The 22026-nt window shown below is 44.4% G+C and carries 27 protein-coding genes; 4 read left to right on the forward strand and 23 right to left on the reverse strand.

All coding sequences use genetic code 11. The features are described from left to right. Window positions 1-99: 99 nt before the first annotated feature. The 3 genes from pepV to BN6465_RS05255 all read right to left on the reverse strand — a co-directional run bounded on the left by pepV (window position 100) and on the right by BN6465_RS05255 (window position 2292). Window positions 100-1491: a dipeptidase PepV gene (gene pepV, locus BN6465_RS05245; protein WP_227183232.1), complete on the reverse strand. Its 1392-nt coding sequence runs from the start codon at window positions 1489-1491 to the stop codon at window positions 100-102. Window positions 1492-1552: 61 nt separating this feature from the next. Beyond that, entirely contained in the window at window positions 1553-2002 is a 450-nt protein-coding gene (gene dtd / locus BN6465_RS05250; protein WP_066732383.1) for a D-aminoacyl-tRNA deacylase, read from the reverse strand. Window positions 2003-2040: 38 nt separating this feature from the next. Then, window positions 2041-2292: a hypothetical protein gene (locus BN6465_RS05255; RefSeq protein WP_066732385.1), complete on the reverse strand. Its 252-nt coding sequence runs from the start codon at window positions 2290-2292 to the stop codon at window positions 2041-2043. Between the two features lie 137 nt (window positions 2293-2429). Here BN6465_RS05255 and BN6465_RS05260 point away from each other — a divergent pair, with 137 nt between their 5' ends. Genes BN6465_RS05260 through BN6465_RS05270 form a run of 3 tightly spaced genes read left to right on the forward strand, consistent with a single transcriptional unit; the run spans window position 2430 to window position 4249 of the window. Next, a complete protein-coding gene (locus BN6465_RS05260) occupies window positions 2430-3164 on the forward strand; it encodes a tRNA 2-thiocytidine biosynthesis TtcA family protein (protein WP_066732387.1) in 735 nt (244 codons plus the stop codon). 30 nt (window positions 3165-3194) lie between these two features. Further along, window positions 3195-3926 (forward strand): azaleucine resistance protein AzlC, encoded by a 732-nt coding sequence (gene azlC / locus BN6465_RS05265; protein WP_066732389.1) that lies wholly within the window; start codon window positions 3195-3197, stop codon window positions 3924-3926. After that, entirely contained in the window at window positions 3923-4249 is a 327-nt protein-coding gene (locus BN6465_RS05270) for a branched-chain amino acid transporter permease (RefSeq protein WP_066732391.1), read from the forward strand. Before azlC ends, BN6465_RS05270 begins: the two co-directional genes overlap by 4 nt. Window positions 4250-4297: 48 nt before the next feature. Here the strand turns inward: BN6465_RS05270 and BN6465_RS05275 are convergent, their stop codons facing one another. The 8 genes from BN6465_RS05275 to BN6465_RS05310 all read right to left on the reverse strand — a co-directional run bounded on the left by BN6465_RS05275 (window position 4298) and on the right by BN6465_RS05310 (window position 10945). Then, window positions 4298-4942, reverse strand: a complete 645-nt coding sequence (locus BN6465_RS05275) for a cytidylate kinase-like family protein (RefSeq protein WP_066732393.1) — start codon at window positions 4940-4942, stop codon at window positions 4298-4300. Window positions 4943-5026: 84 nt separating this feature from the next. Continuing rightward, window positions 5027-5944, reverse strand: coding sequence for an RluA family pseudouridine synthase (locus BN6465_RS05280; RefSeq protein WP_066732395.1), 918 nt, complete (start codon window positions 5942-5944; stop codon window positions 5027-5029). A 2-nt stretch (window positions 5945-5946) separates the two neighbouring features. Further along, the gene (lspA, locus tag BN6465_RS05285; RefSeq protein WP_066732396.1) at window positions 5947-6483 is read right to left on the reverse strand and encodes a signal peptidase II; all 537 of its coding nucleotides are present in this window, start codon (window positions 6481-6483) and stop codon (window positions 5947-5949) included. A 33-nt stretch (window positions 6484-6516) separates the two neighbouring features. Next, entirely contained in the window at window positions 6517-7293 is a 777-nt protein-coding gene (locus BN6465_RS05290) for a YlmH family RNA-binding protein (protein ID WP_066732397.1), read from the reverse strand. Between the two features lie 4 nt (window positions 7294-7297). Then, window positions 7298-7840, reverse strand: a complete 543-nt coding sequence (locus BN6465_RS05295; protein ID WP_066732399.1) for a cell division protein SepF — start codon at window positions 7838-7840, stop codon at window positions 7298-7300. A gap of 35 nt (window positions 7841-7875) precedes the next feature. Continuing rightward, on the reverse strand, window positions 7876-8568 hold the full coding sequence (locus tag BN6465_RS05300; RefSeq protein ID WP_066732401.1) for a YggS family pyridoxal phosphate-dependent enzyme: 693 nt from the start codon (window positions 8566-8568) through the stop codon (window positions 7876-7878). Window positions 8569-8580: 12 nt separating this feature from the next. Then, entirely contained in the window at window positions 8581-10002 is a 1422-nt protein-coding gene (locus BN6465_RS05305; protein WP_227183234.1) for an HlyD family efflux transporter periplasmic adaptor subunit, read from the reverse strand. Then, window positions 9992-10945, reverse strand: coding sequence for a TIGR01212 family radical SAM protein (locus BN6465_RS05310; protein WP_066732405.1), 954 nt, complete (start codon window positions 10943-10945; stop codon window positions 9992-9994). The genes BN6465_RS05305 and BN6465_RS05310 overlap by 11 nt, the downstream gene beginning before the upstream one ends. A gap of 91 nt (window positions 10946-11036) precedes the next feature. On the opposite strand from BN6465_RS05310, the gene BN6465_RS05315 reads away from it, so the two are divergent. After that, complete coding sequence (locus tag BN6465_RS05315) at window positions 11037-11243, forward strand: DUF378 domain-containing protein (RefSeq protein WP_066732408.1); 207 nt, start codon at window positions 11037-11039, stop codon at window positions 11241-11243. A gap of 61 nt (window positions 11244-11304) precedes the next feature. Here BN6465_RS05315 and BN6465_RS05320 read toward each other — a convergent pair whose 3' ends face one another. The 12 genes from BN6465_RS05320 to BN6465_RS05375 form a co-directional block, all read right to left on the reverse strand. Then, window positions 11305-12288, reverse strand: a complete 984-nt coding sequence (locus BN6465_RS05320; protein ID WP_227183236.1) for a D-alanyl-D-alanine carboxypeptidase family protein — start codon at window positions 12286-12288, stop codon at window positions 11305-11307. Then, window positions 12272-12667, reverse strand: a complete 396-nt coding sequence (locus tag BN6465_RS05325; RefSeq protein ID WP_066732410.1) for a methylglyoxal synthase — start codon at window positions 12665-12667, stop codon at window positions 12272-12274. Before BN6465_RS05325 ends, BN6465_RS05320 begins: the two co-directional genes overlap by 17 nt. A gap of 13 nt (window positions 12668-12680) precedes the next feature. Beyond that, complete coding sequence (locus BN6465_RS05330) at window positions 12681-13805, reverse strand: FtsW/RodA/SpoVE family cell cycle protein (protein WP_066732411.1); 1125 nt, start codon at window positions 13803-13805, stop codon at window positions 12681-12683. Beyond that, window positions 13802-14032 carry a cell division topological specificity factor MinE gene (locus BN6465_RS05335; protein WP_066732412.1) on the reverse strand — a complete coding sequence of 77 codons (231 nt, stop codon included), beginning with the start codon at window positions 14030-14032 and terminating at the stop codon, window positions 13802-13804. Before BN6465_RS05335 ends, BN6465_RS05330 begins: the two co-directional genes overlap by 4 nt. A 13-nt stretch (window positions 14033-14045) precedes the next feature. Then, a complete protein-coding gene (minD, locus tag BN6465_RS05340) occupies window positions 14046-14837 on the reverse strand; it encodes a septum site-determining protein MinD (protein WP_066732414.1) in 792 nt (263 codons plus the stop codon). A gap of 12 nt (window positions 14838-14849) precedes the next feature. Next, window positions 14850-15503, reverse strand: a complete 654-nt coding sequence (locus tag BN6465_RS05345; RefSeq protein ID WP_066732416.1) for a septum site-determining protein MinC — start codon at window positions 15501-15503, stop codon at window positions 14850-14852. A gap of 16 nt (window positions 15504-15519) precedes the next feature. Beyond that, complete coding sequence (locus tag BN6465_RS05350) at window positions 15520-18354, reverse strand: penicillin-binding transpeptidase domain-containing protein (RefSeq protein WP_066732806.1); 2835 nt, start codon at window positions 18352-18354, stop codon at window positions 15520-15522. Between the two features lie 61 nt (window positions 18355-18415). Next, on the reverse strand, window positions 18416-18946 hold the full coding sequence (mreD, locus tag BN6465_RS05355) for a rod shape-determining protein MreD (protein WP_199882792.1): 531 nt from the start codon (window positions 18944-18946) through the stop codon (window positions 18416-18418). Between the two features lie 14 nt (window positions 18947-18960). Continuing rightward, on the reverse strand, window positions 18961-19860 hold the full coding sequence (gene mreC / locus BN6465_RS05360) for a rod shape-determining protein MreC (RefSeq protein ID WP_066732418.1): 900 nt from the start codon (window positions 19858-19860) through the stop codon (window positions 18961-18963). Beyond that, window positions 19861-20883, reverse strand: coding sequence for a rod shape-determining protein (locus tag BN6465_RS05365; RefSeq protein WP_066732420.1), 1023 nt, complete (start codon window positions 20881-20883; stop codon window positions 19861-19863). Between the two features lie 31 nt (window positions 20884-20914). Continuing rightward, window positions 20915-21616, reverse strand: coding sequence for a RadC family protein (gene radC, locus BN6465_RS05370; RefSeq protein WP_066732422.1), 702 nt, complete (start codon window positions 21614-21616; stop codon window positions 20915-20917). Between the two features lie 75 nt (window positions 21617-21691). Next, window positions 21692-21952, reverse strand: coding sequence for a DUF4321 domain-containing protein (locus tag BN6465_RS05375; RefSeq protein WP_066732423.1), 261 nt, complete (start codon window positions 21950-21952; stop codon window positions 21692-21694). Window positions 21953-22026: the final 74 nt, after the last annotated feature.

Genomic DNA, 22026 nt, shown 5'->3' on the forward strand with positions numbered 1-22026 from the left:
ATGTCCTCCTCGTTTGTTAGTATCATTATAGCCAAACATCTTCCCGCTTTCAATAAATGAAGCCTGAAATACAGGATTTCAGGCTTCAAATACAGTTTTTTATTTTTGTGCCAATTCGTACATCGCAGCTGCGGTAATCTGTATGGATTTCATCAGTTTATCAAGTTCCACCCGCTCATTCGGCTGATGGATAACATCCGGATCTCCCGGGAATTGAGGACCGAAAGCTACCATATTTGGAAATTCCTTTGCATAGGTTCCTCCTCCTATGGCAATCGGCTCTTCCTTCTGGCCCGTCTCCGCCTCATACACCTTCACCAGCTTTGTGACAAGTTCAGAATCTTTTGGTACATACAAGGATTTGGCATTTGCTTTCTTCAATACGTCGAAAGTATAGCTGTTGATATGATTGATTATCATATCGTCCACAACTTCCGGATCCGCATTTTTCGGATAGCGCACGTCCAATGTGAATTTAAGGGCTTCGCCGTCATACTCTACGATACCTAGATTCACCGTTGTCTCTCCGGTCTCTTCATCGGCATAATAGACGCCAAGGAATCTGCCGTTCGTCTCTGTGCCCACTTTTTCTAAGATAAAGTCCATAAGCTGCTGGAAATCACCACCGAATTCATTGTCTTTGACGGCATTTAAAAGCATGACGGCAGCATTTTTACCTAAATGTGGCGTGCTTCCATGTGCACTGGCGCCGACAGCCTCCACGATCGTTTTACCGTCCGCCTCTGTCACTGTAACCCCTTCGGCCGGTGTGACTTTGATAGAGCCGTTGACAATCAGCTTACATGCCGGTGTCACAATATTGGCGGCAATCCCGCCCCCGAAATATTCTACTTCTATCTCGCCCTTATCGTATACTTTAGAGCCGGCTATAAAATTTGACATTCCCTTTTCATAGAAAATGGCCGGAAACTCTGCATCCGGTGTGAATCCAATTGTGGGCATCTCATATCCATTCTCTACATAATATTTTACACAGGAGGAGCCGCTTTCTTCATCTGCTCCAAAAATGACACGAATTCTTCGGTCGATTGGCAGTTCCAAGTCCCTGATGGCCTTCAGGGCATAAACCGCGCCGATCGTAGGGCCTTTATCATCAAGACATCCCCGTCCCCATAGCACGCCGTCATGAATCTCCGCGCCATACGCCGGATATTTCCAGCCTTCTCCAGCCGGCACTACGTCGATATGTCCAAGGATACCGACCATCTCCTCGCCGTCTCCATACTCGATCCATCCAATACGGTTATCTGCATGTCCGGTTCTAAAGCCAAGCTTCTCACCCAATGCAAGCATATCATCAAGTGCCGCTTTCGGACCGGCGCCATAAGGGGCGTCCGGAAGGGGTTCTCCTTTTACACTCTCGATTCTCATATTTTGCTGTATTGCCGCAATCATCTCATCCTGCAGCTCCAACAGCTTTTCATTTAACATTTCATAACTCATTCCAAAATATTCCCCGCTTTCTTTCATAGTGCTTACTTTTTTATTATACATTATAGCCGGCGATTGACCAAAGACAAAATTTGGAATACTAACAAATTTGTTCCGAATCAAGGACAATCGTGAACGGGCCGTCATTTACAAGGCTGACCCTCATCTCGGCCCCAAAGCTTCCGCGTTCTACGATGGGAACACTCTTTTTACACTCTTCAATGATGTATTCATACATTTCATTTGCCATGTCAGGAGCTCCTGCCTCTATAAAGCTGGGCCGATTGCCCTTTTTACAATTGGCATAAAGGGTGAACTGTGAAATAAGAAGCATCTCTCCATCCACATCCTTCAGCGCCAGATTCGTTTTTCCGTTCTCGTCCTCAAAGATACGCAGCCCCACCATTTTTTTAATCATTTTATCGGCGATTTCTTTCGTGTCTTGCTGTCCGACTCCGATCAGCACTAAGAAGCCCTTACCAATCTTACCGATTACCTTATCTCCTACCGTTACATCTGCTTGTGTTACTCTCTGAATTACAAATTTCATATATACTTAGTATCTCCTTTGATGTAGTTTATCTCTCGCTATTCATGCCACAGTTCACTGTTCAAAAAATAGGTCGCCTCTTCCTGTTTATCCTTATCCACTAAAATTTGGTACTGCGTACTGGCGGCAGTATTTTCCCCGAATCGTCCCACCATATTATGTCTATAGCTTTCGCTATTATTCCTCATTTTTGTAGTATACGGAATTTGATGGGCTTCAAGGATATTTTTTGCCTTTACATATTTTTCCGGTTCAAATGTCATGATTACTTCTACTTTCCTGCCAAACATAGCGGCCCTCCTCTCCTCTGTCTGCGGTAAGCTTATTTTAGCATTTAATATGTCCGGTGGCAACATTTGTGCTTGTTTTTCTGCGGATTATACGGTAACATAAATGACGGAAATATAGTATATAAGGCGGAAAAAATATGAAATTACAACAGTTACTAAGTTTTACACGCAAAGCAGTGGATGAATATGGAATGATTGACGAAGGAGACCATATCGCGGTGGGAGTTTCCGGGGGCAAAGACAGTCTTACCCTTCTGTATGCAATGCATGGATTGAAACGTTTTTATCCCAATAAGTTCGAACTCAGCGCTATAACGGTAGATCTGGGTTATGAAAAATGTGATTTCACTCCCGTAGTGGAATTATGCCGTGAATTGGAAGTACCCTACAAGATTGTCAAGACGGATATTGCACATATACTTTTTGAAGAGCGAAAGGAAAAAAATCCCTGCTCCCTGTGTGCCAAAATGCGGAAAGGCGCGCTCAATGAGGCGGTGAAAGAGATGGGATGCAATAAGATAGCCTATGCCCACCACAAAGATGATATTATCGAGACAATGCTCCTGTCATTGATATTTGAAGGGCGATTCCACTCATTTTCCCCACGTACTTATCTTGACCGGATGGATCTTACTGTCATCCGCCCCATGATGTTTGTCGATGAGATGGATGTGATTGGTTTTCAGCACAAATATAATCTTCCGGTCGTAAAGAGCCGCTGTCCCATTGACGGATACACGAAACGGCAGTATGCCAAGGAACTGGTGCGGGATTTGAATCTGGAGCATCCCGGCGCAAAAAACAGGATGTTCACGGCCATTTTGAACGGAAATATTCAAGGGTGGCCGGAGCGGATACCGAATATCCGCTAACATAATTTTGGAATGAGAAGGGGCTTTTTCATGAATACAAAGGACAAGCAGTCAAGAGGGAAAATTGCCGCTGCGCTGCGGGCGGCTTTTCCTTTTACAATCCCTATTTTGGCGGGATTTACATTTTTAGGAATCGCATATGGATTTTATATGCATGCCTACGGATTCTCGGCAGTCTATCCGATTCTTATGAGTCTTACCATTTTTGCAGGCTCGATGGAGTTCGTGACAGGTCGGCTTTTACTGGCGCCCTTTGCACCTGTGGGAGCTTTTTTCCTGACATTGATGGTCAACGCCAGACATTTGTTTTATGGCATCTCCATGCTGGACAAATATAAGGACACGGGGAAAAAGAGATGGTATTTGATATTTGGCATGTGCGACGAATCCTTTTCTATCAATTGTACTGCCAATATACCGGACGGTATCGATAAAGGCTGGTTCATGTTCTTTGTGACCTTGCTGAATCAGTGTTATTGGGTCTTAGGAGCCACTTTAGGAGGGCTGGCCGGGAACTTTATACGCTTTAACACAAAAGGGCTTGATTTCGTCATGATTGCCCTCTTCGTGGTGATATTCATGGAGCAGTGGGAAAAGGAACGAAACCATACAAGCGGGCTGATTGGCTTGTCTGCTTCGCTGCTCTGTCTGCTGATATTCGGGAGTGAAAACTTTATTATACCATCGATGATTGCTATACTCCTTATATTGACGTCCTTAAGGCCGAAGCTGGAGAAAAATGAGGAGGGGGATGCCCAATGACAGTAACACAACAGATTTTGACGATAGCGGCCGTTGTACTGGGGACGATGACTACACGGTTTCTGCCTTTCCTGCTCTTTCCGGCGGGAAAGGAAACTCCAAAATATATTCGATATTTAGGAAATGTCCTCCCGGCGGCAGCCCTTGGACTTCTGGTCATCTACAGCCTCAAAGGGGTGACACTTTTTGGGGGCAGCCATGGGATTCCGGAGCTAACAGCAGTTGCCTTCGTAATGATTCTTCACAAATGGAAACGGCAGACGCTTCTTTCCATCGCCGGAGGAACCATATTATATATGCTCCTTGTGCAGATGGTATTTTAACGATATCTTTACTAGACAAAAAATCCGGGAATATTTTCCCGGATTTTTTTATAATTTTCTGTCAGTTACATTTTCACGAAGCTCTATCAGTGCCTTCAGTGCGGCCACAGTGCCGTCGATTCCCAGTTCTGAACTGCTCAGGCTGAAATCGTAGCTGTCCACGTCGCCCCACTTTTTATTGGTATAGTAATTATAATAGCTGGCGCGCTTCTTATCCGTCTTAAGAATCGTATCTTTTGCTTTGGCATCCGTAAGGTCATATAATCTGGTGATTCTGCGGACTCTGGCATCCAGATCGGCATGGATAAAGACACTCATCACATTGTCATAGGATTCCAGCGCATAATCTGCGCAGCGTCCAACAAGAATACATGGGCCTTCATCTGCAATCTTCTTAATGGCGTCGAACTGTGCGAGGAATACTTTATGGTTCAGCGGCATGTCATTGTATGTGCCGGAGGAATATCCAAGAGAATATGTATCCATCACAAGGGAATAGAGAAAGCTGTTGGTAGGTTTCTCATCATGAGTCTCGAACAGCTCCTGACAGATTCCGCTTTCCTTCGCCGCACGGTCAAGCATTTCCTTATCGTATAACTTAATTCCCAAATCAGCCGCAAGCTTCTGACCGATCTCCCTGCCGCCGCTTCCATACTGACGTCCGATTGTTATTATAGTATTTACATTGCTCATATCAGTCACACTCCTTCTAATGCAATTCTATGTTCAAGTCTTATGCACATTATACAACACATCACCGGGAATGTATAGATTTTTTTAGGAAATATGATGCAATTTATCTAAAAGCAGCTCAAAATATTCGGGTAAAGGAGCATCGAACTCCATATACTCGCCTGTGCGGGGATGCCTGATACCTAGTATTTTTGCATGCAGAGTCTGTCCCGTGAGCGGATAAGGGCATTTCTGAGGGCCGTAGACCCTGTCCCCAAGAAGCGGATGGTGAATACTTGCCATGTGGACTCGTATCTGGTGAGTGCGGCCAGTCTCGAGCCGGCAGGCAATATACGTATAGCTGCCGAAACGCTCTAATACTTGATAATGGGTAACCGCTTCTCTTCCGTTCTTATAATTAACACTCATCTTTTTGCGGTCTGTGGGATGCCTCCCAATAGGCGCGTCTATCGTTCCCTTATCCTCTTTTAGATTCCCGTGGACTATCGCGTGGTACACTCTCTTTATGGAATGTTCTTTCAATTGTTCAGCCAGTGACTGATGTGCCATGTCGTTCTTGCAGACAAGAAGAGAACCTGTTGTATCCATATCGATGCGGTGCACAATACCAGGCCTCATAACACCGTTAATGCCAGACAGATTATCTTTACAGTGAAACATCAAGGCATTGACCAATGTGCCGCTGTAATGTCCTGCTGCGGGGTGTACGACCATCCCTTTTGGCTTGTTGACAATCAAAATGTCTTCATCTTCATACAAAATGTCCAGAGGGATATCCTCAGGGAGGATGTCCGGTTCAGAAAGTTCCGGAATTTCCACCAAGATATTGTCATCAAAACTGAGCTTATAATTTGCTTTTACCGTCGCACCATTTACATGTACACAGCCTTCCTTGATTAACTTTTGGATATAAGAACGGGAAAAGTCCGTCATCTCTCCTGAGAGAAACTTATCGATTCTTTCCCCGTCGTCCTTTTCTACTTGAAACATTTCTGTTTTCATCACTATTTTTCATTCTCCCGCTGTTCTTTTCTGTATTTTCTGGTAAAGACTTCCAAATCCTCTTCCTTATAATAAAAGAAAATCAGGAGTACCAGTACGGCGAAGGTGACAGTCACATATATATCGGCAACATTGAAAATCGGGAAATCAATCAGTGAGAAATAAAAGAAATCCACTACATACCCCAGAAGAATGCGGTCAATAAAGTTTCCCAATGCCCCTGCCGTTAAAAAGACAATACAAATCTGTATAGGAAAATACCGCTTTGTCTTCGGAACAATGTAATAAAAATATACTGCGGCTAAAAGGGCCAGTGTGGTGGCAATCACAAAAAATCCTCTTTGATTTTGCAGCAGGCCGAAAGCCATTCCTCGGTTTTCTAGGTAATGAAGCTCGAACACACCTTTCACCAGCACAAGACTCTCTTGATTTTTCAAGTGTCTTACTGCCAAGAGTTTCGTGAATTGATCGGCAAGAACTAAAAGTATCAATCCCGCCAATGCAGAGAGATAATATTTTACAGACGATGACTTTTTCATAAAGCGTATCCCTTCTGGCTGCATACTATGCAGCTAAATGTATTTATAAACTGACACATAATACCGGCCTTTCTTTGTCTCGGACATTATTCCTTTATAAGCAAATCTGCCAAGCCCCCGCACAGAGACGATATCGTTCTCCTTTACTTGATACCCGTTGCTCGTAATCAGCTTGCCGTTCACATAGACTTTGCCACCTTCAATCAATGCGGTAAGCTTACTGCGGGAAGAGTTAAAGGCAAGGGACAGCAGGCTGTCCAATCTCACTGAAGCCACAGTCCCTTTTATTTCTTCGAATTTAGGTTCATATAAGAACTCCCCATTTCCGCAGATGGAAGCCATCACCGTCGTGTGTCGGACACGCGTCAGCTCATCGGTAATGAAGTCGGCCAGCGTCTCAGAAACAAATAGAAAAGCCTGTGTGTCCTCTACAAGAATGTCTCCTAGTTTGCAGCGCTCGATTCCGAGATTTAAAAGAGCGCCCAGATAATCCCTGTGACTCAAAGATTCTGCGAACTTTTTCTGAAGCGGCGCAATCTGGATAGTTCGGATAGGATAGGAAGACTCGAACTCTTCTTCCGGGGTATACAAATAAAAAGCATCAGGTAGAAATGCTGCCATCTGACGCTCTGAAAACGCATATCCGCCAAAGGTTCTGTATGGTGCAGGGAACAGCTCCTTTGGCGTTGTATGTAAAATATTCAATTCATTCAAATTCAGGAAATCGGAATGCATCACAATCCCCCGTTGATATGCGAGATTGGAAAGCTCTATCAGACGCTTTCTCAGTAAAACTTCTTCTTTTTCCATATGCTTAATAACGGTTCTGAATCGACGGCACGTCAAATGAAGAACCCAGTAAATCTTGAAGGTCACCAGAAATATCAACATTAGCCGGTGTCACAAGGAAAATAAAGTTAGATATTTTCTGCAGGTTACCGTCAATAGCAAATGTAGCACCGGAAGTAAAGTCGATAATACGCTGCGCAATTTCTAAATCCATACCTTCCAGATTCAGTATTACAGTTCTTCCGCTCAATAAGGTCTCCGTAATCTCTCTTGTATCATCTACATTATTAGGCTTAATTACGCATACTTCCATGGCAGGGCCGCTTCTTCTGGCTGCCGGCTGCCGCATAGGCGTAACCTTTGTATTATTAGAACGGGAAGATCTCTTAGGCTCGAAGTCGTCCTCATCTTCGTAAGATGGTTTCTCTTTCTTATTAAAAAGACTTCTTCTTGGCTTCTCCTCGTAGTCATCCTCTTCTTCAAAATCATCATCAAAGAAATCATCATCTTCGTAATCGTCGTCATCACTTAACTTCATTACGTCTAAAAACTTATCTAATACTCCCATTTTTTCTTTTTACACTCCTATCTGTGGTATCGGTTCTAATGAGCATAACTTCTCTCACCAAAGATTGCTGTCCCTACCCGGACCATTGTAGCTCCCTCTTCTATTGCAACTTCAAAATCATTGGTCATACCCATGGAAAGTATACTCATATTAACATTATTAACTTTTTCCTTTCCAATGTCAACAGATAATTTTCGTAAGTTTGCAAAATGTATGCGATTCTCCTCAGGATCATCAACAAAGGGAGCTATTGTCATTAAACCATTTACTTTTATATTGCGAAATCTGACAATTTGCTTCACAAAATCTAAAGCTTCTTCTGGCATGATTCCAAACTTACTCTCTTCCCTTGCCATATTCACTTCTAAAAGCACATTGGCAATAAGCCCCTTTTTACCGGCTTCTTTGTCGATACTTTCTGCCAGTCTCAGAGAATCTACAGAGTGGATGAGCTCTGCTTTGTCAATGATATATTTGACTTTATTTCTCTGCAGATGTCCGATCATCTGCCAATGTATATCTGAAGGCATTGCTTCATACTTGTCCACCAGTTCCTGCACCTTATTTTCTCCAAAGTACCTTGCTCCGCCCTCGTAAGCCTCCCGCAGCATCTCCAGCGGCTTAGTTTTACTCACTGCAATCAGTGTGACCTCCTCACGTCTGCGTCCGCTGCGCTCACAGGCCATCTGTACCCGTTTTTCCACTTCCCTTAAATTTTCAGTTACCATATTTGTCACTCCTTACTGGGTGACCACATCATTTTCCTGCACAGAATTCCCATACAGCGCAATGCGGTCATAATTTGAAAGTCCATAACTGCTGCCTTCTTCTACTATATAATATTCCTCGCTCTCGCAGAGAATATTGACCTGTTTAAATACAGCGTAGCCTTTGTTGATATTATAAACTCCCTGAAGCTTCCGGGAATCGCCGACTTTTGTTGTCTCTCCAGAGTCGGGCATCACCAATATATCCCCCGCCTTCAGGACATTCTTATCCAGATAGACCAGTCCTTCTACCGAATCACGGTAGAATACAGTGGCTGCCACAAATTCTGTAGCCGCATTACCATTTTTGCTCTTTGTCTGACGCATGACGCCGTTTTCCTTCGAGGCGCCGCCCGTGGTAAGGTAGGACTCAGGAACTACATAGAACTCTTTAGAAGTCAAGGATGTCTTCGGTATCTTAAGACCGGATTCATCCTCCAAAATCAGTTCAATGTCAACAAACCGTTCATCCGCATAACGTATCATGGAGGAGGTAAAAGTCAGAAAGCCATAGGCATCATCTTTTCCTCTATTATAGATATCTAATTTTGCCCGCAAGGTCTGATTGTCCTCGGTGAACTTTACCTGTGCGTATTTTTGCTTATCTGCGTCATACATCTCATTGTATTGTTTTTCCAGCTCAGGCGTCAGCTTGATTACTACCGTCCATTCTTCGCTGGTAATCAGCTTATACAAAGGGTCGCCTGCTTTGACTTCGGTATTGTTTGTATATTCTGTTCTTGTGTAATCTTCCTTCGAAAGATAACTCTCATCTACGTCCTTAAGCTTTAAATCCTCGTAGCCGTCTATGCCATACTCTATCACCCCGTCATCCGGTGCCTGACAGACCGAAAGCCCCTCTGTCTGTCCATTTTCAAGCAATGTGTTGAGCTGAGTCGCACGGTTCTGAGCCGTATTATTCTGAATGATCGCCGATACTTCTGTTTTTAGATTTTGAGCTGTTTTAAAGTTTTGGGAATCATAACTCTCATTGAAGGCTTGCGCTTTCAGAGCGATATTGTTCCACTCCTCCGCCGTGAGGGACACTTCCTGATTCTCCTGTACTTCTTCTGGAGTTTCCAGCTTTTCAGGGGATAAGGTACAGATATTCGCACCGACTGCCGCCTTTTCTCCTGATTCCGTGAAATAATTGACATATCCGTCACTGTCTGCCCGTACAACAGTCTCCTGCCGGATAACAATACCTGAAAAAGCATTATCTTTTAAGATACTTCCCTCACGCACCTCATATACGGCCACCCGGTCCTTTGTAAGATAAGTGAGGACCGTAACGGCCAGATAAATAAATACGACGCCGAATAAAATCAGCCCTATATTCCATGCTCCCTTTTTTTTATACGATTGTAGATTGATAATATCATTATTACCGGCCAAACGATAACCTCCCAGTAAGCGCAGCTCCATCTAAATAATGGCATCTTTTGCCTTGATAGCTGTGCTGTCCTTCCATTCTTTCCATCAGTTCATCTTTCAGTTTCCACCAGCTTGTCCCCCAGTTAGAAAATACAGCCTCCTCCTCGGGAACTCTGCTGAAAAGCCTTTCTACGGCCATTCCTTCCGGTATCAATTCTAAAAAAGCAATGACCCGGTCAAAATACTCTTCTTTTGAGCACACTGCTATTCTACCATTTTCGTACCATTCGCACAACTCTGTGTTTTTGGCAATATACAGTGAGTGGAGCTTTACAATATCTATTTTTAATGCAGTGAGAATCCGTGCAGTTTCTTCCGCATCCCGCAGCGTGTCACCGGGGAGATTGAGAATGACATGGGTACAGATAGTGAACCCTCTATACTCCTTTATCTGAAGCACCCCATCGATAAACTCAGCCAGACCATGTCCACGGTTGATTTTATCCAATGTGTGATAATTGGCCGTTTGAAGTCCCAGCTCCAGATTGACAGCAACACCAGTCTTTTGATGCACCTCTTCCAGTATATCAAGGTATGCCGTCTTAATACAATCGGGTCTTGTGGAAACCGATATCTCTACGATATCTCTCTGCCCTGCGGCCTCATACATGTATGTCCGAAATCTTTCGGGCTCCAGAAAGGTATTTGTATAGTTTTGAAAATACGCAATAAACTTTTTCGCATGATATTTCTGCTCGATCAAATCGCGGGTGACCTGCATCTGAACCGCCACGTCAACGGCCGAGTCCATCGCTTCGAATCCGGTTCCGGCCCCGGCACAAAAAGCACATCCCCGGCCGTCTAATCTATTGGGGCATGTGACCGGCAAATTGATGGGAAGTTTATATACTTTTTCATGATATTTAGTTTTTAAATATTCAGAATATGGATAATAAATTTTCATCGTTCTCTTCCCTGTATAAATTTCTTTAATTTGTATATTTTTCTAATAAGTGTACATACTACCGATAGAAACCAGATAAGGAGGAATTGACATGAAATGGTTTGATAACACATCTTTGACGATTGTAATTATTGGCGCTGTCAACTGGCTGTTAGTCGGTATTTTCCGTTTTGACCTGGTTGCTTATATCTTCGGCAACCTGTCCTGGCTATCTCGTATCATCTATACGATTGTAGGACTTTGCGGCCTCTACCTGATTAGCCTTTTCGGCCGTATTGGCAATATGTCTGATTCATAAGGAAGAGGGGTATCCCATTTGAGATGCCCCTCTGTTTTATTTCATCCGCTCAAATCCCTATTTAGGGATTAGTTCCGGGAATTGCCTCAATTAAGGATGTCATATCAACATACAGTGCTGGCTTATCCGATGCCCCCATCACTATGGAAATATACGGGGCATTCTGTGAATCCCGTTCCATCAAAATAAGACAGTATCCGGCTTCGCCGGTAGTCCCTGTTTTCCCTCCGACGATGGTACAGTTCGCCGGTCTCTCAACCGCCCCTTTTGCGTATAGGTTGGTCGGCAAAACCGTCAGTGAAGCTGTCGTGCCATCTGCATGCGTATATGCCACATCATGAGACTCTGTTTCGATAATGTTTACAAACGTCTCATTTTGAATACATTCATTGAAAATCAAATATAAGTCATAAGCGGTAGTGTAATGCTCATCATTATGAAGTCCGTGAGGATTGGTAAAATGTGTATTGTTGGCCATCAATTCTCCGGCCCGTACATTCATCATCTCCACGAACGCTTCTTCGCTGCCAGCAATATGCTCTGCGATAGCAGTGGCTGCATCATTCCCCGAATAAAGCATAAGTGCATAGACAAGGTCTTCCAAAGACCAAGTATCCCCCTGCTGAAGCCCAATGACCTGAGCGTCTGCCGGAAAACTTGCCGCGGCGGCAGTCTGGCTTATGGTTACCGAATCTTCCAGATTCCCGTGCTCCAGCGCCAAAAGCGCTGTCATGATCTTAGTCACACTGGCTGGATACAATTTGTCATGCATTTGATAAGCATAAAGAACGTCGTTGTTGCTTAAATCGAACAGGGCAGCTCCGTGTACGCCCGTATCTTCAGCGTATTCAGCTAATGAAACATTTTCGCCGGACACGCACAGATTTTCTGCATAAAGAGAGCCCTGATAAAGATTTTGATTATAATTTTCAACCTCGTATGCGGCTACAATCGCTTCGTCTTCTTTTTTGCACCCCGATAAAAAGAGGGCGGCTGCCAGCATACCGGATAATAAAATTATTCTTGTTTTATTTATACATTTCACGCCAGTCTAAATCTCCTCGGTCAAGTGCCAATACGATAAGCTCCGCTGTCGCCAGATTGGTCGCCATGGGAATATTATGCATATCGCATAGCTGAATCACATCGTTGACATCTGGCTCGTGTGGCTTTGGAGTAAATGGATCCCGGAGAAAAATCAGGGCGTCAATTTCATTCTGCCCGATCTGTGCTCCCAACTGCTGTTTCCCTCCAAGCGGTCCTGCCAGATATTTGTGGATAGAGAGATTTGTCACTTCCTCTATCAATCTTCCAGTTGTACCTGTCGCGTACAATTCGTGTTTGCTCAGAATCCCCCGATAAGCTATGCAAAAATTCTGCATCAGCGTTTTTTTGGAATCATGTGCAATGAGTCCTATATTCATTTTGTCCACTCCTTTACTGGTATTTTTTAGGCTGGAGCCCAATATTCAGAACGATTCCGATTCCCATGTAAAGAGTTACAAGGGATGTCAGCCCATAACTTACAAAGGGCAGCGGAACACCGGTATTGGGGAAAATTCCTGTCGCCACGCTGATATTGACAAAGCCTTGAAATCCTATCTGCGTGGCTATCCCGCAGCAGATGATACGCCCTGCCATATCTTGGGATTTTATGCCTATTAAAATACATTGTATTACTATTAATAATAACAGACCTATGACAATACAGCAACCCACAAAGCCCAATTCTTCTCCAACAATTGCAAAAATAAAATCAGTCTGAGGTTCCAAGATGAAGTTGCCATTCTTCACAGAAGTCGTCGTATTATTATTCAGCCCCTTCCCCTTTAACTGGCCCGAGCCAATGGCCATGAGAGAGTTGTTCTGCTGATAAGCCTCGTCGCTGGCGTACTTCTCAGGCTCCAGCCAGGCAAGCACACGCTTCTGCTGGTATGGTTCCAGAAACGGCTGGTTGGGCTGTACAATAATGCTGATGAAAATCACGGCCACAGGTATGGCAATCGCCAGTACTGTTCCTATGAACTTATAGCTCAGACCGGCCAAATACATAACGACGCAAAAGACGACCGCTATCGTTATGGTAGTGGATAAGTTTGGCTGGGCCAGAATCAAGACCAGTGTAGGAATCAATAAAATCACCGATGTGATTATCGTACGCATGGAATTAATATCTTCCTGATGGTCCATTAGAAATTTGGCAAAAAATAGAATCAAGAACAACTTTGATAATTCCGAAGGCTGGACACTTGTAAAGCCAAGATTGATCCAGCGCTTTGCGCCGTTGACTGTATCCCCGATAACGAGGGTAAGTATAAGCATAATGATATTTAACCCATAAAGAATCCAGTAAAAATTAAGAACCCATACATAATCTATCAAAGATATAATGACCATAGCAACGAGGCCGATCACTAGTCCCATAATCTGTTTGTTCTGTACAGACTGCTTTGCGCTGCCAATAACCATGATTCCCAGAATACTGAGGATCAGTACGGTTACTACCAGATTGAACTTATATTCTTTAAGACGATATGGTTTTGTCGGTTTAGGTAATCTCACGATTCTTCTCCTGTTAATGTGATAGAAATCTTTGACCGGGTTATGTCCACGTCAAATTGATTTTCAGTTACTTTCATGTATTTTGAAATTGTACGGTATAATTCCTTGTACAACAGTTCATATGTATCAGGTTTGCACTGTACACGGTCTGTCACGATCAATGCCTTCAGTCTTTCTTTTGCAATCGGAACGGACGGTCCGCGGGATTCATTTTCAAATACATGCATGGCTTCCTTCCTCCTAATTCTTCTTGAACAAATGAGAAAGTTTCTTGAAAAAGCCTTGCTGCTTCTCTAAATCCAAGAACGGAACTTCTTCTCCGACAATGCGCCGGCAAATGTTCTCATATGCCTGCCCAGCCAGTGAATCCATATCAATAACAGGTTCCCCTTGGTTCGTACCGATGACGACCTGCTCATCATCGGGAATCGCTCCGATTAGATTGATGGATAAAATTTCTGTCACATCGTCGATGGACATCATATCCCCCCGTTTGACCATATCCACCCGGATACGGTTGATGACCAAATCCATATGGGTCAGCTTATTGGCTTCCAAAAGACCGATAATGCGGTCGGCGTCACGGATAGCCGATACTTCCGGCGTGGTCACTACCAATGCCCTGTCAGCCCCGATGATCGCATTTTGAAAACCCTGTTCAATGCCTGCCGGACAATCAAGAAGGACATAATCATACTCTTCTCTCAACTGCGCGGTGAGCTTCAGCATTTGCTCCGGGGATACGGCCATTTTATCCTTTGTCTGCGCTGAAGGAAGCAGATACAGATTCTCATGTCTTTTGTCCTTGATCAACGCCTGCTTCAGACGGCAGTTCCCTTCGATTACATCTACCAAATTGTAGACGATACGATTCTCCAGCCCCATCACTACGTCCAGATTACGAAGCCCTAGGTCTGTATCGATGACCAGAACCTTTTTATCTAATTTAGCAAGCCCTGCGCCGATATTTGCTGTGGTCGTCGTTTTTCCGACGCCCCCTTTTCCTGATGTTACAACAATGATTTCGCCCATTTCTATCTCCTCCTACCAATCTTGATCTGTAAGCGGGTCGATATAAATGCGTTCGCCGTCAAGCCATGCAATTTTTGCCTCTGGTTTTTCATCCTTCCGCACATAGATAAGCTGTGCCTGCGCATCCGTATCTCCGATACGAAGCATTTGAGGCTTCATGGATAAAGCTACGATAAAAGCATCTTTTTTTCCCGCTGCACCTGCATGCACTGAACCGCGTATTGTCCCGAGCACAACGATATTCCCCTTGGAAATAACCCTCGCGCCGAACTCTACGTCTCCAAGAACGATGATACTTTTCTCGGATTCCAGAACCTGCCTTTTCTTCAGTGTCCCTTTGTAGAATTGCCCTTCCTTCTTGGGCATATCTTCAAGGTTTCTTTCTACAACTCTTTGGTACAGTCTTTCTGTGTTCTCATTTGTGTCAAAGATGCATACAATATGAACATGAGCAATATCGGAAATCAAATCGATAATCTCCTGCTCCTGCACTTTCGTAAGTACACGACCCTCGAAGGTGATTGCCATTGTGGCGTCTTTAAAGAATCTGGCTGACTCTGTGAATTTTTCCTTTAGTTCTTCCAGAATCGCCGTGTAATCCCCCTCCGGGTCCATGTGAACAATCAGTCCGTATTTGTTGCTCTTTATTACGACTTTTTGTTTCACGCTCTCCCAACTCCTTTTAGTCTCCGTGACCTGTGCTGACACCTATTTCGGCGGCATGTCCGGTAACCAGTTCGCTCCGGTCCGCAAGTCCGTAGTAATAACGCATAAGATCTCTTCCGATTTCGGAAGGATATAAAGATTCATAACCATTTTTAATTCGGATAGCAAACGCTATCTCTGGGTCATTGCTTGGCGCATAACCGACAAACAGGCCATGATTTGCATGGGTTTTGCTCTGCTGCGCGGTACCAGTCTTCCCAGACATGGCAAAGTCACCTAACGATGAGTAAGTGTTGCTGCTGGTGACCACTCCACGCATACCTGCTTGGACAGCATCCCAAGTTGATGATGATACAGTGTCAATTTGATTCAGCACTTCAGGGGTAAAATCTTCCACGGTCTGCCCGTTTTTATCTACGATTTTATCCAGAACCGAGATGTTATAAACGATCCCACGGTTGGCTACGGCTGTTATATAACGTGCCAGCTGTGTCGTCGTGTAGTTGTTCGTGCCCTGTCCTATGGCAGAACGCACCGCATCTTTGTCTGAAATCTGAGGTTCTGACTCCGGTATCTCAATGCCTGTTGTCTGTCCTAAACCAAATAAAGTGGCATATTCCTGCAGTTTTGCAAGCCCTCTGTCACTGGAATATCCAGTATCCTCTTCGCCATTCAATGACTGGCTGGCGCTTCCAAGACGATATCCCACCTCATAGAAGAAAACATTGCATGAGTGCTGAATCGCACCGGTGACGTTCAGGCTGCCGTGAGAGTTCGGATAGACCCAGCATTTCGGAGGGTTCTGTGTGAATTTGTCAAAGACACCGTTACAAGTCACAATACTGCCTGTATTGATTACACCCTCTGTCAGTCCGGCTGTGGCGACCATAGGCTTAAAGGTAGAGCCGGGCGCTGTTTTTTCCTGTGTTGCGTTGTTGAACAAAGGCGCTGCCTGATCGTGTGACAATTGACTGTAATAGGACGAGTCCATTGTATTGGCGAGCCTGTTGTTATCGTATCCGGGATAGGATACACAGGCAAGCACTTCTCCGGTCTGAGGGTGGATTGCCACAAGGGAACCGGTACACGGTTCGAGTCCCAGCTGTCCCGGAGTAATCTCTAATGTCTCCAGCTTGCCTCTTATAAAGTCATAAGGCCCCACGGCCCCGCTTGCCAAATTGTTGTACTGTGTCTCATCATATTCAAGTACATCCTGCTCATACAGAATCATACATACTTGTGAACCGGTAATCCGTCCGGTCTTTATCATATAGCGGTAAATCAACTTATCAAATTCAGAGTCCTTGGACAATGCCTCGGCAATATAGGATACCATTCCCTGATATACTTGGTTCAAATCTGAATAACTGCTTTCATCTTCCACGTACTGTTTCAACTTGGCAGTATCCACCCAGTTCTGGGATATGGCATAGTTTAGATACGTATAGAGACTGATCGTCTCATCGGTCTCCCATGCCTGATAAGTCTGGTCTTCAGTATTTATGCTGTCTTTTTGGATAATTCCGCCTGCATTCAAAAGGTCAGATGCCACATAGCTCAGATAAGCCTGCATCTCTTTGGAGCATTCCGAATATGCAGCTGCATTAGGATCGTTCAGCAGATTGAGAATCTCCGTTATCACTTCTTCCTTTCTCACCACCTGAGCCTCACCGACCGCACGTTCTGTGCTGTCCGCATCCGGCGCCGAAAAATGTCCGGTATCAAAGATTTCATTTCCAAAGAAAGAATAGTATACATCATCGATCGGGATAATCGCGTCACTGCCCTCCTCCAGTCCACTTCTGTCATAATTCATGACATTCTGCAGATTGGCCAATACAATGCCGGCCAGCTTCTCTTCCAAAAGATCATACGCTGTCTTTTGAAGTTCGGCGTCGATGGTAAGCTGCAGATCATTGCCCGCTTGCGCCTCGGTACCTTTCGTCGTCTCAATTACTTTTCCAACACTGTTGACGTAAAGCTTAATCTCCCCTTTTGTACCCTGAAGCTGTTCATCCATGACCTGCTCCAGACCGGCTTTTCCTATGATATCCGTAAGGGAATACTTTTCCTTGATATCATCTTCAAGACCGTCATACTCGTCCTGTGAAATCTGCCCTGTATATCCAAGGATGTTGGCAAAATATTTACTGTCATTATAAACACGCAGCGAATCCTCCGCTATATTGACTCCCTGAAGCGAATCCATATTTTCCATGATGGCAGCCTGTGTTTCTTCACTGACATCACTGGCTATAGTTGTCGCGACATATTTTTGGAATCTGTTCAAGCTCATAGCGTAACGAATATTGATTCGTTTCAGCACTTCTTCTTTTGTGTATTTGCTCTGGTCGATTCCATATCCGGACTGCTTGTCCGTACAGAGGTGGTCAATAATATCTTCCGCGGTGTATGCCCGCTCTTTCTCGCTCAGCTTATCAATTGTAGCGTATCCAAAAATATCGGCAAGGAATCGAAGTCTCTGTGTATCGTTCGTCATGGAGAATACATAATTTCCACTGTCGTCCAGAACAACCTTAAAATTGTTGATAACAGCGTCTCCGTTGGATTCAACGATGTCTATGACTTTTGTGATTGTCTCGTTGATAATCTCATTCTTTTCCGCCGTTGTATCATAATCGCCGTTGTCCTCGATAGTCACAGCATATGCCAGCTTATTATCAGCCAGCACGACACCGTTCCTGTCCAAAATCCGTCCCCTTGTACCTTGCACTTCTTTTGTCTTTTGAATTTGTAATTTATAGTCATCCAGATAATCTTGTCCTTTTACTATCTGCAGGTAAAAGACTCTCTGCACAAGTATTGCAGAAAGAATGCAGAATACTATCATAACGACAAATGCTCTGGATTTTACTATCTCGATTATCCCCGCCTTAATGCGGTCCAGTAAATTATACAAACTTACTTGCACTCCTTTTTTCTTCTTCTTCAAGCCGGCGGTTAATATGCAGAATAATCTGATATAAACCTAATGTGATTAGTGTCGTGTATACAAGCTCGGGCATAATAATATGACCGAGGTAATATCCAAATTGAAAGTCACTTTTCAGCATGAACAGGCAGCCGTAGATAATCAGACTGTAAACAAATTCGCTGGCTGCAATCAACGCAATCGGCAGCTTGATATCCTCGTCGTAAAAAAGACGCCGGAAAAACCCATTGCAATATCCAATCATCATATAAATCAAGGCGTAAAAACCAAGCAGATCCCCGCCGCCTAAAATGTCCTTGAGCAGGCCACAGAAAAAGCCAATCAATAACCCTTCCTTTTTCCCCCTCATGAATCCAAAGGCGGAGGTGATTACAATCAAAAGGTTCGGTATGATAGAGGCAATTGCCAAATAACGGAAGACCGTAGTCTCCAAAAGAAAACAGATAATGATAATCACAGCGCAAACGAGTATACGTTTCAGCTTTTTCATCTTTCTCCCTCCCGCTATTCCTGTGTGCCGGAATTATCAGCGTCATCCGGCGTGCCGGCCTTCCTGTCCATCACATCCTGCTTTGTGGTCGTGATGACCAGAACTTCGCGAAGCTTCCTGTAATCGGTCGCCGGGATGATATATCCCGACCGAGTCAAATCGTTGGCATCCACAGATACTTCAGACACATATCCTATAAGAAGTCCCTGCAGATATTTACTGCTTATATTCGAAGTGACTACTTGCTCGCCGGCAAGCACCTCATTTTCATTATTGGCCAGCTCCTCAAAGCGAAGGACCCCGTCCTGAATCAACGTCAAATCACCGCTGACAATACATTTGTCAAAGGATGTCAGCATCATGGCGCTGACATTTTTTTCATCTATGATAGCAGAGACTGTAGACCAATTTGGACCCACCTCGGTAACGATTCCTGCCAGACCGGAACCGGAAAGGACATTCATATCCACCTTTATCCCGTCGTTTTCACCCTTGTCAATGGTAAACTTGGAGAACCAGTTGTTGTTCTCGCTCGCGATGACACGGGCCCCCACCTTGGGGTAATCTCCGGTAGATTCATGCATTTTAAATAACTCTTTATATCCGTCCAGTTCTGCCGCTTCCTGCTGAAGACGGCTGTTCTCCACAGTCAATTCGTCCACCTTGGCCTGCAGTTTTTCATTTTCACTTTTTACTTCCTGTAATGTGGCAAAGTTGTCGGACAGATCACTCATCCACATGCCGACACGGTTAATGCCCTTCTGCATAGGGACAATTGTATACCCTGCCACCCAGGAAAGAGGGCCTTTGCCAGTGTCGGCAAACCCGGAAAGGCCCATCAGAATAATACATATTACCGCCAGTATTAAGAGCCAGTATTTACTTGAAAGGGAAAATTGATTCTTTGCTTTCATCTATCTCATCCACCTATAATTTTCATCCAACATTGAGTAAGCAAGTTTTTTTAGTTCCTTGGACTGGATTATGCGGCTCAATCCTTCCACCGCACAGATATCCGGTCTTCTGGCGACACGCACGCGGTATCCGGTGGTGCCTTCTATGTAACGGGCAAGCCCCGGCAGGTAAGACAAGCCTCCTGTCAGGAAGATGCCATTTTCCTGAATGGCCGTCAGCACTTCCGGGGGAGTCCTGTCCAAGAGGGAATTGATGGAACGGATACATTCCGCCAGCGGCTCCTTCATGGCAGCCCGCACAAGGCTGATAGAAATCTCCTGCTGCTGGGGAACTCCTGTGACCAGATTCCGGCCTGCAACGACAAGCGATGCCTGACTGTCCCCGCCGAACACACCGAACCTGCGCCGGAGCATCTCGGCAGTCAGTCTTCCTATCAGGAAATCATGATTGTGGCGGACTAGATTGGCCACAGCATTGTCAAATGTCACTCCGCCTATTTTTACCAATTTATTCAAAACCATACCTCCGGAGGCCACAATAGAAAGCTCGGTTGTCTCACCCCCGAAATTAGCAATTAGCACGCCCTTTGTATTCTGCACATCAAGGCCAAGCCCGATACAGTCTGCGATAGCACGTTCTACGATGTTCACTTCTTTCGCTTTTGCCGTAGAATGAACTACCAAATCAAAAAAGGCTCTTTTCTCCACTTCCGTCACATCGGTAGGCACGGCAATCACGTACTCAGAGCCTCTGGCGAACTGCCGCTCCTTTTTCAATAAATTCTGAAGCAGGTACTGCATATCGTTGAAGCGGCTGATTACCCCTTCCTTCATAGGAAATACAACTTGAATATTTCCGGGGGCTTTTTCATACATCTCATAAGCCTCATCGCCAACGGCAAATATATTCTTTCCATTGGCAATCGCGATAACATCTTTTTCTTTCCAGATAGTATCCTGCTTTTTATCATAAACCTTGATCTCATAAGTACCAAGGTCAAGTCCATATACATTACGTGCCATTACTCTGTATTCCTTTCAATGCCCTGCAGGCCTAGATGCTGTCGCGCATAGCCAGACTCACATAGCAATTGTCTCCTATAATAATGTGATCCAGAAGCTCAATGCCAATCAATTCGCCGGCTTCTTTTACTCTTCTGGTAACAAGTATATCATCTTTACTGGGAGATGGATCTCCGCTTGGATGATTGTGCAATAGTATAATATAAACCGCGTTCTTTTGCAACGCTTCTATAAATAATTCCCGGGGAGAGACGACGGACATGTTGATTGTTCCTTTTGAAATCTCAGTCTCCCCGATAAACCGTGATTTAGAATTCAGCATCAAGAGCTTCATATACTCCTGTTTTCTATGACGCATATCTTCCATATAATACTCGGCGATTGTGCCGGGTCTGGAAAAATCCAGTTCTTCTCTTGCGCTCATCTGTGAAAGTCTTTTTGAAAGTTCACACAGGCAGAGTATCTGTATTGCTTTCACCTTACCGATTCCATGAACCTTGAGTAAATCGTCCTTCGTCCAATCTTGGAGATGCGTCTCCCCATTTACTCCCATGAAGGAAGGCGGATATAAAAGCCTCCTTGCCAGTTCCAGAGAGTTTTCTCCTTTTGTTCCAGTACGCAATAAAACAGCAAGCAATTCAATGTCCGTTAAACTGCCCGCCCCAAAGCGCTCACATTTCTCATATGGACGCTCCTCTGCTAACATATCCTTCATGGTACTTTTTTGATTCATTTCTCTTCTGCAGACGTTGATTACTCACACAATAAAATAGACTCTCCACCCTAAAACATGGGGCGCTGACGCACCCTATAAGAAACGATAAATAATGATAGATATTACTACCCCTATAATGCTTGCAATAGTGATTTTGATGTTCAGGCCAAAGGTGATCACCAGCAGCCCTAGATTCAGCACGATGGGACTGTCCAACCCAAAAGACTGTCCGTAGGACAGCCAGCTAAGTGCCGAAACGTTCTCTGAAAGCATCCCAATAAAGCCGCCCAGAACAATTCCTGTCAATATCATCAGAAACAGGGCCCAGGCATTTTTACTTCCGGTTCCCTTCATCCATACTCCTCCTCTTTTGAATCACAAACTGTGTACATTCTAACATATTTGAAAAAACGTGTACAGCCTTTTTA

The organism is Bariatricus massiliensis (genome assembly GCF_900086725.1).
Classification (GTDB): domain Bacteria; phylum Bacillota; class Clostridia; order Lachnospirales; family Lachnospiraceae; genus Allocoprococcus; species Allocoprococcus massiliensis.